13 protein-coding genes and 2 pseudogenes are annotated in these 16,287 nt (G+C 41.3%); 6 read left to right on the forward strand and 9 right to left on the reverse strand.

The window, feature by feature from the left end; all coding sequences use genetic code 11:
* Nucleotides 1-62 precede the first annotated feature (62 nt).
* The 4 genes from PPIS_RS05820 to PPIS_RS05835 form a co-directional block, all read right to left on the reverse strand.
* Complete coding sequence (locus PPIS_RS05820) at nucleotides 63-1,211, reverse strand: hypothetical protein (protein ID WP_010372624.1); 1,149 nt, start codon at nucleotides 1,209-1,211, stop codon at nucleotides 63-65.
* Between the two features lie 155 nt (nucleotides 1,212-1,366).
* Nucleotides 1,367-2,575 (reverse strand): ABC transporter permease, encoded by a 1,209-nt coding sequence (locus PPIS_RS05825; RefSeq protein WP_010372620.1) that lies wholly within the window; start codon nucleotides 2,573-2,575, stop codon nucleotides 1,367-1,369.
* A complete protein-coding gene (locus PPIS_RS05830; RefSeq protein ID WP_010372617.1) occupies nucleotides 2,568-3,353 on the reverse strand; it encodes an ABC transporter ATP-binding protein in 786 nt (261 codons plus the stop codon). Before PPIS_RS05830 ends, PPIS_RS05825 begins: the two co-directional genes overlap by 8 nt.
* Nucleotide 3,354: 1 nt before the next feature.
* A complete protein-coding gene (locus PPIS_RS05835; protein WP_010372614.1) occupies nucleotides 3,355-4,155 on the reverse strand; it encodes a DUF3025 domain-containing protein in 801 nt (266 codons plus the stop codon).
* Nucleotides 4,156-4,413: 258 nt separating this feature from the next.
* Between PPIS_RS05835 and PPIS_RS05840 the strand changes: the two genes are divergently transcribed.
* Nucleotides 4,414-6,039 (forward strand): M28 family metallopeptidase, encoded by a 1,626-nt coding sequence (locus tag PPIS_RS05840; RefSeq protein WP_010372611.1) that lies wholly within the window; start codon nucleotides 4,414-4,416, stop codon nucleotides 6,037-6,039.
* A 70-nt stretch (nucleotides 6,040-6,109) separates the two neighbouring features.
* The gene (locus tag PPIS_RS05845; RefSeq protein ID WP_026345558.1) at nucleotides 6,110-7,276 is read left to right on the forward strand and encodes a putative manganese transporter; all 1,167 of its coding nucleotides are present in this window, start codon (nucleotides 6,110-6,112) and stop codon (nucleotides 7,274-7,276) included.
* Nucleotides 7,277-7,416: 140 nt separating this feature from the next.
* Here the strand turns inward: PPIS_RS05845 and PPIS_RS05850 are convergent, their stop codons facing one another.
* The 5 genes and pseudogenes from PPIS_RS05850 to PPIS_RS05870 all read right to left on the reverse strand — a co-directional run bounded on the left by PPIS_RS05850 (nucleotide 7,417) and on the right by PPIS_RS05870 (nucleotide 12,224).
* A complete protein-coding gene (locus tag PPIS_RS05850) occupies nucleotides 7,417-7,911 on the reverse strand; it encodes a hypothetical protein (protein WP_019647345.1) in 495 nt (164 codons plus the stop codon).
* Nucleotides 7,912-8,092: 181 nt separating this feature from the next.
* Entirely contained in the window at nucleotides 8,093-9,553 is a 1,461-nt protein-coding gene (locus tag PPIS_RS05855; RefSeq protein WP_010372593.1) for a hypothetical protein, read from the reverse strand.
* A 334-nt stretch (nucleotides 9,554-9,887) separates the two neighbouring features.
* Nucleotides 9,888-10,439 carry a hypothetical protein gene (locus PPIS_RS05860; RefSeq protein ID WP_010372590.1) on the reverse strand — a complete coding sequence of 184 codons (552 nt, stop codon included), beginning with the start codon at nucleotides 10,437-10,439 and terminating at the stop codon, nucleotides 9,888-9,890.
* A 335-nt stretch (nucleotides 10,440-10,774) separates the two neighbouring features.
* A pseudogene (locus tag PPIS_RS05865) lies at nucleotides 10,775-11,796 on the reverse strand (IS91 family transposase).
* The gene (locus tag PPIS_RS05870; RefSeq protein WP_010372585.1) at nucleotides 11,793-12,224 is read right to left on the reverse strand and encodes a tyrosine-type recombinase/integrase; all 432 of its coding nucleotides are present in this window, start codon (nucleotides 12,222-12,224) and stop codon (nucleotides 11,793-11,795) included. Before PPIS_RS05870 ends, PPIS_RS05865 begins: the two are co-directional and overlap by 4 nt.
* 69 nt (nucleotides 12,225-12,293) lie before the next feature.
* On the opposite strand from PPIS_RS05870, the pseudogene PPIS_RS05875 reads away from it, so the two are divergent.
* The 4 genes and pseudogenes from PPIS_RS05875 (at nucleotide 12,294) to rsgA (ending at nucleotide 16,054) form a co-directional block, all read left to right on the forward strand.
* Nucleotides 12,294-13,265: pseudogene (locus PPIS_RS05875) on the forward strand (transposase).
* Between the two features lie 690 nt (nucleotides 13,266-13,955).
* Complete coding sequence (locus PPIS_RS05880) at nucleotides 13,956-14,510, forward strand: TetR/AcrR family transcriptional regulator (RefSeq protein ID WP_010372582.1); 555 nt, start codon at nucleotides 13,956-13,958, stop codon at nucleotides 14,508-14,510.
* Between the two features lie 118 nt (nucleotides 14,511-14,628).
* On the forward strand, nucleotides 14,629-15,039 hold the full coding sequence (locus PPIS_RS25785) for an RNHCP domain-containing protein (protein WP_019647342.1): 411 nt from the start codon (nucleotides 14,629-14,631) through the stop codon (nucleotides 15,037-15,039).
* Nucleotides 15,026-16,054 carry a ribosome small subunit-dependent GTPase A gene (rsgA, locus tag PPIS_RS05890; protein ID WP_010372577.1) on the forward strand — a complete coding sequence of 343 codons (1,029 nt, stop codon included), beginning with the start codon at nucleotides 15,026-15,028 and terminating at the stop codon, nucleotides 16,052-16,054. The genes PPIS_RS25785 and rsgA overlap by 14 nt, the downstream gene beginning before the upstream one ends.
* Nucleotides 16,055-16,287 lie beyond the last annotated feature (233 nt).

Here is a 16,287-nt window from a genome sequence, read left to right on the forward strand (position 1 = left end):
CCCAAGCTTTATCACTTAAGAAGACGTTTTATGAAAACAATCTCCGCTTTTCGTCAGGTGTGTTATATCACAAATGTAGTCGTTGCCCAGACAATAATACCGATAATAAACACTAGAATACCATATTGAAAGTGCCTCACCATTGGGAACACCGCTTTATCCGTACGTTCAATAGACAAAGGATATTGCCAATGCGTTAACGCAAGTAAGAGTGGCTCAGCTTCTACGCTCATGCCAGAGAGTGAAACCGTCGCACCATACTCAGTATCAAAGACCAAATCAACAATATGATTACGACGAGTCGACGCGGTTAACCTATCCAAGTCGCTGACTATAAACGTATTCCAATGTACCTTAATATCGTTAACTTCATCCTTTTTTACCTCTCGTGCTTGTTTATCTGTAAACAGTAACGCAGGTAGCAGCAAACTATTTTCCTCAACCTTAATTTGGTTACAGGGTGAGTGGTAAACAAAATAGTGTTTATTACTGATAAGTACAGACGTCAACCAATAGCTCAAATACGTGAGCACCAAAAATACTAAACCAGCTATGTAGTTTTGTGACGAGTAAACAATAAAGCAGGTCATTAGAGCAAAAGCCCCTACCACCATCCAAACAATATGCAGCTTATGCTTAGGCGTTGGTAGTGCACATCGTAACACGGAGAATCGCTCTTCAATATCGCGATTGCTATTCATAAATAAAGGAAATAATCTTGCAAGGCTAGTGGGAGTTGAACGCGTAGCTGATCTCCTATCTGCATCCGCGTCTGCCGTTGGTTGAATGTTTTGGTCAAAACCAGATGCCGACACAAGCGCGGTGAGTTTATCAGCTTGCCGTAAACACGAAAATGAATAGACCGCAGGCTCCTCATTTTCTGAGAGATAACTTATACCAATATAATTGAGTTGCTTGTTACAACCCGTAGATACTTCAGTCACAGTTGCAAGCGGTATCACACGCTCACCTATTCTCCGAAGACGTACATTCAATAACGATAGTTGTTTAGTGATAACAAACTGCTTTTGTGCAGGGTCAAACATTAAACGATTACGGTATGCAAATAGTAACAAAGAAATCACTAAGTAGATCAGAGCTTCCAAAAAACTTGACCCGGCTAAGTGAAAAACCGACGAAAACAAGAATAAAATGGCAATGCCGTTAGTAACTGATTCACTGACTGACTTAAGTACCGTGGTTGATGTCATCCTACATTCCTTGAGTGACTAATATTGAAACCTACTACTTGCACAAGCTACCTAAACAGGTAGAAGACTAAATTACAAAAAGTTAAACGCTGAATAAGGCGTTTATCGTACAGAAAAACGCCATAATTCTCAATGACTCACACCTAACTGAAGCTTTACCTAAACAATACGGTTTCTTTATTAAACCATTTAACGCAGCACACGAGTAACCCTGCTGCTAAAACGGCAGAAGCGCCAAAAATTAACGCGACGTAGCCATAATCGACCGTACCTTTGATGATTTCTTTAATCGCTAATGCCACATTGGTAATTGGGATCAATGCGGTTTTAGCGGTTAACTCCATATTTGGCATTAAGGACATCACAATGGGAATGAAAATACCCATGCTGAGTGGCCCCATGTAGTTTTGTGCTTCTTTAAAGGTTCTGGCGTAAATTGAAATGGCAAGTGTTAGCGACGAAAGCATCACAGCAACAGGAAGCAACAACGCAAAAATCAACACAAAGTCTATTAATGCAACCGACGAGAAGGCGTTTTTAATAACGTCTAGTTCGACAAAGCTACTGGCAATTCCTATCCACAGCGCCATGCTGGAGACCGTGATAAGCGCACAGAATATTGAACTACTCAATACGGTTAAAAATTTACCCAACACTAACTCTGTGCGAGAAATTGGCGTTAACAACAGCGTCTCTAAAGTGCCACGCTCTTTCTCTCCAGCGCCTAAATCAATAGCTGGATAGCTTGCCCCCATCAATACCAGCGGAATCAACATATAAGGGATAAATGCACCTAACTTCTCGCCTAAATTCTCGCGTTTGTCAGCGGTATCCACTTTAGTAATCGATATAGGTTGCAGCACTGCCGCTTGCTCCGCTTGCGACAATCCTAGTGAGGTTAACTTCGCCGCTCTGAGTTCATCAGAAAACTTCTTAGCAAGTTTAGATAATCGGTCGTATATAAAGTTGATAGATTGAGCATCGTTAAACACGATTTTCCATTCACTTTTTACGCCAGACTCCAGATTTTCAACCGGATCGGATGGAATAAAAACCCCAACATCGATCACGCCACTTCGTACCGCATCACTCAATGCTTCGACGCTATCAAGCTTGAGCTCACCTGCATATTTCTTAAAACTTTTATGATAAAAAACCTGCTCTGAGAACTTTTCAGCATAGGCTTCATTTGCGATGTAATACGTATGAACTTCTTGCTTCGCTTCCATGGCGGCCTGTGAAGCCATAAAGCCGACTAAAGCCATAATCACAGGAAATACTAACATTGGCAGTGCAATCACAAAAAACAGTGTTTTGCGGTCGCGCAGCAGCTCTCTAATTTCTTTTAAAAATACCTCAAACATGCCGTGCTCCCGTTAACAAATTCAAAAATGCCTGATTTAGCTCTTCACTTTGCCCCTTTGCTTTAAACTCAGCCAAGCTGCCATCAAAACAGGTGATCCCTTTATCGATAACAGACACCCTATCGCACAATAATGCAACTTCATCTAAGTGATGGGTAGAAAATATAACGGGTGTACCACGCGCTTTGAGGTCGCGAATAAAAGAGATAACCGTTTGTGTGGTCATAATATCAAGGCCAGTCGTAGGCTCATCTAGTACCACGACTTTAGGGCTATGTACCACCGCCCGTGCAATATTGGTCTTTTGTTTCATACCGGTCGATAGGTGTTCAGCCCTTTTATCTAAAAAGGTCTCCATCTCTAAGCGCTGAAACAGCTCATCACATTTCGCTTTTAATGCTTTGCCTTTTAAACCATGAAGTCGTGCAAAGTATTCAACATTTTCTTTGGCAGTAAGACGTCCATATAACCCTGTTGATCCTGATAGAAAACCGATGGCTTTGCGTGCAACAACAGGCTTTTTCACAATATCCTGACCATCCACTAAGATAGTTCCAGCATCCGGCGTCAGCGCAGTTGATAGCATACGCAAAGTGGTGGTTTTTCCCGCCCCATTGGGGCCGAGCAATCCGAGTACTTCACCTTGCCCACAGTGTAGATTGACCTCTTCTACACTATGAAAAAAACCCTCACGCTCGCGAGGATCCGTTTGACTCTTTTTCTTTTTATGTTCGCGAGTCAGGGCGAAGCGCTTTTTTAATCCATTGATAGCTATCATGCTACTTCCTTCTTTTCGGCCTGAAATAGTCCGTATTTTGATAAAATTCTAAATCTTGTGGCTCATGCCAGTTTGGGATCCCAAGCAGCGGAATGGGTGACATTTTGGTATTGTCTTCAAGCAGCCCATCATTGATCAGTGCGACCAATTTATCATCTAACCAACGATATTGTTCGCTTAATGAAAGTTGCCAAAATGCAGCGTCAACATTGATACACACCAGTTTTCCCGTTAGCCCAATAAAGGGATTGGTTAGCATCTCGTAGTTTGCATGGCCAAATACAAAAGGCTTTAGGTTTTGCTGCCATTCTGAGCGATTATCGTAAAATACATTCTGCCATTGGTGTGATTTAAGGGCATCACGCCACTTATCATCATCGATTGCCAACACCAAACCACACTCATCAAAGAGTGTTAACGCATTGCGCTTTTTACTCCGCTGCTTTAAACCAAACTGTGCTATTTCTTCGATATGTAGGGCATTTAACAAAGCTTTTGTTTTTGGGAATAAACACCAAATCAACGCGCCAAATAAGTCGTGCCAATTTTGACTACGCGTCGGTACCTGATGGGTTTCAAAGATAATCTCTTCATAGTATTTATCGCCAAAGTCTATCGTTTCATCGGCCACAAAGCGGGTATCATACTGTTGCAAGCTAATGCTGTTTACGTGCGAAGACAACCACTCGGGGCTTGGCCAATCTTGCTGGCTTTTTAAGTCAAAAAGCTGATTTAAATGGGAAAACGGCTCAGCATGTAAACATGCAACCTGCCACGCCTCAGGCGCTGTAAACTTTTTCATTTGATTGAGATACTTATCATGCAATTAGCCGACTATTTTACTGAAGCACCTGATACTTGGCAAAAGCCAATTGTAAATGAGCGTAACAGGCTACGTCACACGCTAAAATGAGGATAGCGATTAAAAACAATGCAATGATCTGTTCCACAACGGTTGTTTCATTAATTTCTATCTCCTCTAGCCGTCTTGTCCCGCTCGAACTTTTACGCATTTTATGTTACTACTTATGGGTTCCTAACAAGTAAAAGAAAGGCAATTATGAAACTTAAACTGACGCTCAGCGCTTTATCTATGGCGATGCTGGCGGGCTGTGTTAGCACTAGCAATAGCCCCCAAGACATCGATACTGCATATAATAGTATTAACGATGCTCAACTCAGAGCCCATATTAAAACCCTTGCCTCTGACGAATTTGGCGGCCGTGCTCCGTCAACAAAAGGTGAAGAGCTAACGCTTGCCTATTTAACCAAACATTTTAAAGCGCTTGGCTATCAGCCAGGAAATGGCAACAGCTTCCTACAAGAAGTGCCGCTTGTTTCGCTTGAAGCCGATCCTAATATGACGTTAACAATCGGTGGCAAAAACTACGAATATAAAAAAGACATGGTGATGGGCTCAGCCCGTATCAGTGAACTCGAATCAATCAAAGATTCAGAGCTGGTTTTTGTTGGCTATGGCGTAAATGCTCCAGAGTACGACTGGAATGATTACGAAGGCCTAGACGTGAAAGGCAAGACAGTGGTGATGCTAGTAAACGATCCTGGCTTTGCTAATCCTGACTCGGGTAAATTTACCGGTGAAGCTATGACCTATTATGGTCGTTGGACGTATAAATACGAAGAAGCTTCACGCCAAGGCGCAGCAGGTGCGATCATTATTCATGAAACAGCGCCAGCTTCTTATCCTTGGAGCGTAGTAGAAAACTCTTGGAGTGGCCCACAGTTTGGCTTCCAAAAAGAAAATAACAATATGGACCGCGTTGCGGTTGAAGGCTGGGTAACAGTAGACGTTGCTAAAGAGCTGTTTCAAAAGGCTGGACTTGATTTTGACACCGCAAAGAAAAAAGCTGCTGAAGGCGCATACCACGTTGATATGGGCAACCTAAGCGCGTCAGTTACTGTCAAAAACACCATCAAAAAATCAACTTCGTATAACTTTATCGCCACCCTACCAGGTAGCAAAAAGTCTGACGAGCACATCATCTACTCAGCACACTGGGATCATTTAGGTACCGATCCAAACCGTAAAGGCGATCAGATCTATAACGGCGCACATGATAATGCTAGCGGTACAGGCGGTATGATTGAGGTAGCTGAAGCCTTTACTAAACTGCCTACTCGCCCTAGCCGTTCAATTACGTTTTTGGCTGTGACGGCTGAAGAGCAAGGTCTATTAGGCTCAAAATTTTATGCTGCAAACCCTGTTATTCCAGCAGAGAAAACCGTTGCTAACATCAATATGGATAGCCTAAATTTATTGGGTAAAGTAAAAGACATCAGCGTAGTTGGTATTGGTAAATCGGAACTTGATGAAATGCTAGAAACCGCAGCAAAAGCGCAAGACCGCGTCGTTTCAGGGGATCCACGTCCTGCCGCAGGTGGTTACTATCGCTCTGATCACTTCGCATTTGCGAACATGGGTGTGCCTGCAATGTACGCCGGTGGTGGAACCGAAGCACGTGACGAAGAGACTGAAACCTACCGTAAACGTATGGGCTTAGTATTGCGCGGTTGTTATCATCAGCCTTGCGATCGCTACCGTGAAGAGTGGGATTTAAGCGGAGCAATCCAGGATCTACAGCTGTTCTTTAAAGTTGGCTATGATGTCTCTGAGCAAGACGCTTGGCCAAAATGGAAAGCAACCGCAGAGTTCCAAAGAAAATAACGCAAATGATATTGATTTTCATTTAAAATGAAATTAAAGTGCAACTTAGACAATACACGGGTTGCACTTTATGTTTTCATCTCTACTTCGATACTCTCAACCAGCACATGGCGCTAAGGTGAGTTTATTGTTCAACAAGCGGTTGATTTTACCCCTCGTTATTATTGTACTTTTAGCATTTGAAACGGCGAGGCCAATTGTGGTCAGCGCGCTGAGTGATGCATTCTTTCAAGTCAGCGTCTTTGTTGCTGCTACCCTGCTCGTGTACTACTTTCTTGTTGACAGAATTCCACAGCTTAATCTCAGTTATCTGAGTACCAAATCCCCTATTCTCGAAATAGCCATGGCGTCAATATTGGGCGCACTGCCCGGCTGTGGTGGTGCGATTATCGTGGTCACCCAATTTACCAAAAAACAAGCAAGCTTTGCTTCAGTTGTCGCTGTGCTTACTGCGACGATGGGAGATGCAGCGTTTTTGCTACTCGCCAAAGAGCCCCTGACAGGCCTCACTATCATCGCGATGGGCGTTGGTGTAGGTATCGTGAGTGGGCTATGTGTGCACTTAATTCATAAACCCGATTTTTGTGTCCCGCAGACCATCAATGAGGTCGAAGAAGAAACCTTACACGCGAGCCGTGCGTTTAGTCTAAGCCGTAAGGTGTGGAAGCTGTGCTTACTACCTAGCCTTGCAATTGCACTCGCGATTGCTTTTAACGTCGATTTAGCACCTTTTGATACAGAAATTGCTTGCCTTGGTGCAGCATTATGTCTTTTTGCTGTTTGCGTGTGGGCACTTAATTCAAAAGGCGTCAGCTATAAAGATATCACCTGTGAAGAAGGTGAATGCGACCCACCTTCAAAGCTCACCAGAGTGCTGCAGGACACGCACTTTGTGACCGCTTGGGTCGTTGCAAGCTTTTTGCTTTACGAGCTATCTACTGCGTATTTAGGGCTTGATCTCGCGGTTTGGTTTAAAGACTATGCGCTGTATGCACCACTGGTGGCCATTCTTGTCGGATTATTACCAGGCTGTGGCCCCCAAATTGTTGTTACAACGCTTTACCTGCAAGGTGTCGTGCCATTTAGTGCCCTTGCAGCCAATGCCGTTGCTAACGATGGCGATGCGTTATTTCCAGCGATAGCACTGGCACCAAGGGCGGCGCTATATGCCACCATCTACTCTGCAGTGCCTGCATTTATCGTGGGCTACGGCCTCTACTACATTAACTTGGCTTAATACTTGAGTACGTCGACGAAGTGATCTGATGCAGGCTCATACACAATCTGGCTGTTTATAGCGGGCAAAAATACGTAGGCTATAATCCAAGCGAAGCGAAGGGAGCCTACGTCTTTTGTCCCATCGAGTTTATGCGATTGTTAGGTGTGCTTTACCCTGCTGTACAAAATATAGGAGACAATAGGGAAAAACATAATTATCAAGTCTATAGCCAATCTAAAAATCGCCAGAAAATACACATTTCTTTTGTTTTGGAGCCAATCGTGATTGGTTGTTTGACTCACTGAATCATATACAACTGTATTATAATAAAATGGGCCAAATCGGTTGCTCATTTTTAAATAGCTAAGTTTATAATGTCCCTTCTCTAGCGATGTCAAATTCCATAACCAAAAAAAGTGTTGGGGGCATGGTTGCCAATCACAAGCTAATAGTTTGTTAGTAGGTAATTCGTAAAACTCGCTGATGTAATCATTGATTTCTGCTGCTCTTATTTTCGTTCGCTGAACTTGTAATCTTGTATCATTCGCAGTTGTTTTAGCTTCTAACACTAAATTATTGAAATCCAACGATGCTAGTAGCAAACCGAAGAATAGAAATGGTATCGAAACGACAAACAGCACTACACGCTTCATTGCACACCTAGACATAGTGACTCCCACACGGTGCTAGCCTCCGCTTTTTTCGTGGGTTAGCTTAATACAAAGCCAGAGCCATAATTAGTTTGTCAAATAACTAAACAGCTGAGGCTAGCATGAACAAACATAACATACTTTTTATCGGACTTGATACACATAAAGAATTCAATGAAGTCGCCTATTTTGCATTGGAGCCAGAAGGCTTATTTGTAGCTCTAGCATCGATTAAAATTAATTCCTTGCCTTGATTTAACTCCAACTCTTTAAGCGCCTTCAAAATCTTCTCTAATTCTAAATCAGTAAAAAAGAGAATAACTTTTATTGACTTTTTGGTCTGATTGGCAGCTTCGTATACCTCTACTTGCTTTGCAAGATTCTGTTTGAGCTTACTATTACTAGCTAGCTTAAACTCAACGAGCGTGCTGTCTTTTGAGCCTCTGGATATTTTGTAATCTACGGGGCCGCGACCATTATTGACCTCAGCATTTACATCGTCTTCTGCAGCGTACCAAGTGAGGCGAAAAATTAGTTGCAGATCAGATTCTCGCTTTACCGGCTCTCCTTTTACATAGAACAGACGATACCCATCGTTATTTTCAATAACCTGCTTTAGAAACATAACTCTATTGTAGGCCTCGTCGAAAGTATCACCCTTTTGGGCGTAGAAAACTTTCTGTGCTCGAAGCACTTCAACTAAATTGGTGACCTGCCGTATAAATACAGCTTCAGTTTCTTTTACTTTTTGTTCGCTTAGAGCAACGGCTTCATCTCCATGGTCTTCTTTGTATCTAATGTAGTGATCAATCAGAACAGGGAATTTCAGAAGTGTTCTAGATATTGCCTGATTTATTTCTCTTTGATTTGCGCGCTCTGGTATCTGCCTTAAAAGATATTCATTAATTTGAGCCCGCAGTTCAATATTTGGGATAGATTCAGCTATTTCATCAAAATCACCAATGATGTCATGCTTATTAATCCAGGCCTCGTCCTTCGTAAGAATATCTTTTGGAGTGAGTAAAACGAAATCACCGTCTATATATGGCAAGCTGTATCTTTTTGATACCCATCTTCGAGTTTGATAGTCAAACTTTGCATGTTTAACACTGACCTCTTTACACCTCGACCTGTCTAAATGCTCCTTTGCAAAGCTCTGGGTGTATTCGCAAAGGTATCCTTTTATCAAATTCGTTGTGAAGTCACTGATAGAGTCTTTTCCGACTCCGTCCTTGATCAAACAAAGCTTTTCGAGATGGCTACTTTTCGTTATCTGTTCATTACCAAAATCATTGAAAATTGAACTTAAATTTTCATTTAGTGCGCTAGCGAACTTCGCGCCCAATCCCGATCCACCATTCCCTACTTTGCTATAGCCAAGCCAATTTTGCTTTACTTCTGGGAAGAGGAACCAGTACTTTATCAGCCCCTTGGAAATAACACCTTTATCTGACATTTCCCTAAGAAAGGTAATGTACTTAATTATTTCCTGATGAAGGTTTTGATACTCATCCTTCTCACTTCCAAATAGCAGAAATGGATCGATAAAGACTGGGAGGTCATTAATGAGCGATACATTGAATGCACCATAAGCATCAAGCTCTTCTTTGGTCACCCCAAAATAGTCTGAAAAATAGATATTCACTCGATCCCTCTTTTGAATTTAACGCCGCTCTAAGCGGTGAGTAATTGTTGGCTAAACTTATGAAGCGAAGCGGAATCGCGTTGTCGTGCGCGATAACCTGTTTTGTTGAATAGATACGCCTGAGCGCTAAAAATTAGCCTATCTATAAACGTTTTTGACCAAAGTGGTTGAAGTATTTTTATACTTTTTTACTTCACTTCCTCAGCTTGGATGCTAATTGTGATGGGTGTCATTTGTTTTTCCTTTCATTTGTTTTTCCTTGCTAGTCTTTTGAGGCCTTGCGCCGACCCAGCAAGCGTGTAATGGGTCGGCTTTAATGCGATTGTTAGGTTCGTCAATCTTGTTGATTCAGGCATTTTCCAATTTCGTGGTCAAATATGACCTCGACTGTATCGTTGTACTTCTTTGTAAGGTTTCCAGAATCAAATTTGTAGATTGTTGCATCGTACCTATAACCAATCATATGCTCATTGCTTTTAGAGGATTCGCAATCAATGTACTCATCTTCAGATAGGCGTATTTTTATTTCTTCAGAGAACCATTTGGCCTTAATTGGATAGGTTCCAGTTTCAAAGAATGATGAAGGATCAACTAAAGGTGGGTTATCTGAGCAAGCCCCTTTTACTAAAGATACTAGGTAAAGCTCGTCGTCAATAACCTCCCAAGTCCCTTGGTATCCTCGCCAATTAGCTGAACACCCGCCTTCAAGATTGAGCTTAGATAGTATCTCATCGAAGGTATAAAGACTTTCTAAAGGGCTTTTGCCTTCTGGCATAACCTCAAGGCTGAATTTTTCACCTTCAAACTTGAAAATCTCACTTATTTGCACCGTTGAGCAGGCTGTTGATGCATAGAGCAATGTGAGAGTTAATAGTAGATGCCTCATCGCTACCTCTTAGAACCTAACACTTTAGTATTTATGCGACACGCAGTTTGTGTTGCATAATCGCTTGTTGGACTGAGCTGCTACCCGCTCGATGTCTCAGAGTTGGTGTTATTTATGCTAAGGGAATTTGCTTTTTGGAGGCTCTCACTTTCCTAGCTAGTGTATTCAGTTTAGCTAGTGTTATGTAAGCTTTCCCTGCATTGCTCAGCGCTCATTATGTATTCATTACACCTAAATTTACCTTAATAAGCAATTATATTTTTTTAGCGTATAGAGGCCGCTAGCCTGAGCAATTAAGCAGGTTAACTAATTGATTTTGAGCAGCTATCAAGCTGCTAACTCGTTCGGTCTACTTTGGTCGGTGTTGCATCTAACTTGAATACGCCAATTAGCCGCAAGATACCTACCTTACAATGCTGACAAGGCCAATTCGTTATCAATGTCACGTTTTCTCCTGTCTTTGGCCTCTTTTTGCTCTGCATGTGCATGACGCCTGCGACCTTATCAGCGCTAACTTTCACCTGCGACATGCATTGGCTAAAAAACCGTAATGCCGAATACACATGAATCCTTTCGGTAGTACATGCTACAAATAGCGCCGTAAGAATTCGTCATTACTCAGTGTCATCACTTTATCACGATTATCATCTGCGTAAACTCGGTATTTGAAGCTCACCGACTGTACATTCGCTGATACTAAACGTGATTCAGACATTACGCCTTTTCGGGTATACCGTGCAAGGTAGCTGACTAGCTTTTCACTGTATGTTAAACAGGCTTTGCTATACACGCACCATTTTGCTGGCGTGTTTATCTTCACCAATGAAGTATTACACTCATTAAGCGCCGCTAGCATTTTTCCTTTAAAGACCGTTGATAACGCTTTAACGGGATATAAATAGCCTTTTTCTATCTCATTCCATTGAACCTTATCTAGCGTACCTGCAGGGATTAAACAGTGTAAATGAATATGCTGACTTAAATTTTGCCCCCAAGTATGCAAGACGCTAGTCATTCCTAATTGACCATGCCCTTTTCGATTGGCAAATTTACTCAAGGTTTGCCATGCAGCCTTGAATAAACACTGGTACAACACACTTGGATTATAATGAGCAATGACATTAAGCTCATGAGGAAGCGTAAAAACAAGGTGGAAATAGCGGCATGGTAATAAGTTTTCTTGCTGCTTTTGTATCCACCTTGCCGTTGCCATTCCTTGACACCGTGGACAGTGACGGTCTCGGCAGCTACACCCAAGGTGCTGACAGACGCGTAGCTGCTGATAGCTCATTATATGATGTTGCCGATAATGCCCAAGGCTCGAATTTAAAATATCCGCGAGATGTAAAGTGCTCATGGTTTAACCCAACTTGCGAGTAAATCAACACCGCCATATCCCAATTCGGGTAACCAATGTAAGTAGCTTTGCGTGGTTTTAATATCATTGTGTCCAAGCTGATGTTGAAGTTGGTGCAACGGCATGCCTGATTCAAGTTGATGTGTTGCATAAGCATGGCGTAATGCATGTGGATTACAGTGAGTTAAACCGCAATGTTGTGCATGCTCACGTAATGGTCTCCTAAAGCTTGATGCTGATATGGGTTTATCCATTAACCATCGTGAGTAAAACATCCACTTTGTTGGGTGATACATTTTCCAGTAACTGCGTAATTGGTTGAGTACGCTATCGGAGGCCACTACATAGCGTGACTTATCTCCTTTACCTTGTTCAATTAAAATGGTTATTCGCTTTCCATCAAGGAACAAATCGCTGACACCCACCACTAATTTGCACCTTCCTAAGATACCGCCTACGCTTTAATTATGCACTCAAAGGATTGAGGAAATCAAACTATGGCAACTGCCCGTAAAAGACAAATCAGTTTAACCGACACCAAATACTACCACTGTATCTCCCGTTGCGTAAGGCGTGCATTTTTGTGCGGTGAAGATAAATTTACTGGCAAATCATACGAACACCGCCGGGATTGGGTTGAAGAAGAGCTATTGATGTTGGGGTCTGTGTTTTGTATTGATGTCTGTGCTTATGCCGTGATGAGTAATCACACTCACATTGTTTTATATGTTGATGATAAAAAGGCTAAGCGTCTGTCGGATAAAGCAGTTGTGATACGATGGCACAAGTTGTTTAAAGGTAATTAGATAAGCCGTAAATTTACTGAAGGTGAGCCACTCAATGAGTCGGAGCAATTGATGCTAGATGAGCTGGTTGATGAGTACAGAGAAAGGCTCGCAGATATTAGCTGGTTTATGCGAGTGCTTAACGAAGACATCGCCCGCCGAGCAAATAAAGAAGATAATTGTACAGGTCGGTTTTGGGAAGGACGGTTTAAGTCCCAAGCATTACTAGACGAGGCAGCATTGGCTGCTTGTCTCGCTTACGTAGACCTAAACCCAATTAGAGCCAAAATTGCCGCAACGCCTGAAACCTCAGACTACACCAGCATCAAAAAACGCATCGACTACGCTAAACAGGGCAAACAACCAAAAAGCCTACTACGCTTTGCTGGCAGCCCACGACAACATATGCCTAAAGGACTGCCTTTCGAGCTCAAATCCTATATTGAATTGGTTGAGCTCACGGGCCAGTGTATTAGAGCCGACAAGCGAGGCTATATCTGTGAGTCTCAACCCATTCTTACTCGATTAAATATAGAGCCTGAGAACTGGATAAAACTTACTACGCAATTTTCTCGGGTATTTCACGGTGCGGTTGGCCGAGAGCGAACAATAACCGCTTACTGCGAAACACTGCAAAAACGACGGCGGACAAACCTAACAAACTGCGAGCGCTTGTTAGCATAGCAAAACCCACATTCTCAATTCTAGAGTTTCTTACTGCTGTATTTACAGCGCTTTGTCGTGTGTGATAACCCGGTTTTAGTGTAGAGATACGCTTGAGTGCTAAAAAAACAACCAATCGATAAACGTTTTTGACCGAAGTGATTGAAGTATTTTTATACTTTTTTACTTCACTTTCTCAGCTCGGATGCTAATTGTGATGGGTGTCACTTGTTTTTCTTGGTGATGGGTGTCACTTGTTTTTCTTGTTTTTCTCCTTCCTCAGCTTGGATATTAATAGTGATGGGTGTCATTTGTTTTGTTGTTTTCCTCAGCTTGGATATTAATAGTGATGGGTGTCATTTGTTTTGTTCCATTTGTTTTGTTCCATTTGTTTTGTTCCATTTGTTTTGTTCCATTTGTTTTGTTCATTTGTTTTGTTGTTCAACCGAATCTGACCGTTCGTAACTGATTAATGGCCGAAAAGAGCGAATAGCGGGCGGTCAAATGAACTTATTTTTGGACAAAAGCATGTTAGGTTAAATACTCTATAGGTCTCTTGCGTGCCAGAAGCTGTCGCTGGTGAAGGGGCAAATCAACGCCTCTGCCCCATTGATTTATGGGTTCACAAAAGAACCAGTTGACAATAAGTGATTATCTTATAAAATCCCCCATACTGACCAGTCGGTCAGTATGATTGTTAAGGGTTATAATGTGGATAAACGCGAACAAATTTTAGAAACTGCAATAGAACTTTTTGCTGAATACGGTTTTGAGAAAACGTCTATTTCGACAATCTGTGCAAAAGCTGAAACTTCTAAGGGTTTAGTGTTTCACCACTTTAAAACTAAAGACGAACTGTTAAGAGAGATATTTGCAAGAATAACTGAAATCATCGGTAATTCTAGTAAAGCATACAAACAGGAAACAGACCCAGTGAAAAGGTTAATTGCTTTTATTGAGTCTATTTTTTCGGCAATGTCGGTTGATGAGCATAAATACATATATCAGTTAAATTTTAATGTAATGTTTCAACCTTCAACAAGAAGATTACTTCAAGATTTAATTGAAGAGAGAGCGACAATTTTACAAACCGAAGTTAAGGAAATCTTTGACTTTTTAGGTTATGAATCAAGCAGTATTTTAAGTAAACTATTTGTTGCTGAAATTGACGGTATTGCATTGAACTACTTGTTTCTTGGCGAAGATTTTGAGTTGCCAACAGTAAAACAAGTGTTTATTGAGAAGTACGTAAAAATGGCCAAATAAAAAAGGCCTTTTACAAACATTACTTATCAAAAATTTTTACATAAGAAACTGACTGTACGGTCAGTCAATATATATTATGGTTAAAGGAGAGCCATCACTTTAAAAGAGGTTAAGCATTATGACGAGAAATAATACCATTCGACAAAATCCACAAGAATCATTTATTTGTGCATCATGTGGTCAAGGGGTTTCGCCAATTATTTATGGTGGTCAGCATAGAAACCATTGCCCATATTGTTTATGTAGTGTGCATATGGACATCAAAGCTGGGGATCGCCGATCAAGCTGTCGCGGAATTATGCAGCCAATAGGCATTCATGTTCAGAAAAATCAAGAATGGTCATTAATTCATAAATGTTCAAAATGTAAGACTATCAGAACCAACAGAGTAGCTGCGGACGATAACGAATTGTTGCTTCTCACGATAGCTGCGGAACCAATTATGTCATTACCATTCCCATCAAAAATGGTCTTAACAAGATTAAAGCAACTTAGTATAGAAAGCGGTAGTAACAATGAACACACATAGCAAGTACAGAGTTATTGAAAAGCATTACGATAGTTATAAAATTCAAACCGAAAGCGGGATTAAATCTGCAATATTAAAAGGAAGTTTTTTACATACTATTAAAAGTAAAGAGTCTCTCCCATGTGTCGGAGATTGGGTGAATGTTGCAAATGAACACTCTCATTATTTAATTAACGGCATTGAGAAAAGATACAGCCTTGTTAGCCGAAAATTCACTGGTAACACTACCGAACAACAGGCAATCGCAGCCAATGTTGATTATGTGTTTATCGTATTGGGTCTTGATCGTGAGCGGCACTATTCTGACCGATTACTTGAACGACTGCTAACAATTGCTTGGAATAGCGGCGCTACTCCTATCGTCATTTTGAATAAGTGCGATTTAAATGACATGGCAAGTTTAATTAAACGACAGTTAGAAACTGTTGCGCTCGATATCAATATCATTATTTGCAGCGCGGAAGATAAAACAGGCATCGAAGAAGTTGTGTCATATTTGGTAAATGGAGCAGTTGGAATGTTTATCGGCCCATCAGGTGTAGGTAAATCAACGCTCACAAATACTATTCTCAAAAATAGTATACAGAAAACTAATTCCGGCAGAGATAAAGATAAAAGAGGTCGACATACCACTTCTGCATGTTATCTGTTTGAATTAGAAAACGGCGGGTATATTGTTGATTCTTCAGGTATCAAAGAGGTGCAAGCTTGGGCTGAATCAGAAGATATTGAAGCCGTTTTTGGTGAAATTCAAAGTGCATCTAATTTGTGTCATTTTCGAGATTGTTCACATGAAGGTGAGCCGGGCTGCGCAGTTCAACAGGAACTAGAATATGGAAATATAACAGCCGAACGATATGATAGTTACCTGCACTTAAAACAAGAGCAAGCTTTCTTAGAAAGAAGAAGAAATGTTCGAAATAAAAGTGCAGAGCGTCAGCATGGTAAAGATTTCACAAAAATGGTTAAATCTACTTTGAGTAAAAAACAAATTTTGCGAAATGCACAACGTTAAGAAAAATGCGCCAAAGACTTTTTTTGGCGCATTTTTATAAGTTAGCGAGAATAATAGGTTTAGTTTAAATATAACCTAGCATTGAATTTGTATATATATTCAACGACTGTTGATCGCTCATTTGAGTCATTTAGAGCATCTGTACTAACACACTTTGGGGCAAAAACATGTTAGTACCGCAGCCCGCACCTGACCAATAGCTGAAATGTCAGTTTTCATAGCATTCTATATTT

It is taken from the genome of Pseudoalteromonas piscicida, assembly GCF_000238315.3.
Classification (GTDB): Bacteria; Pseudomonadota; Gammaproteobacteria; order Enterobacterales; family Alteromonadaceae; genus Pseudoalteromonas; species Pseudoalteromonas piscicida.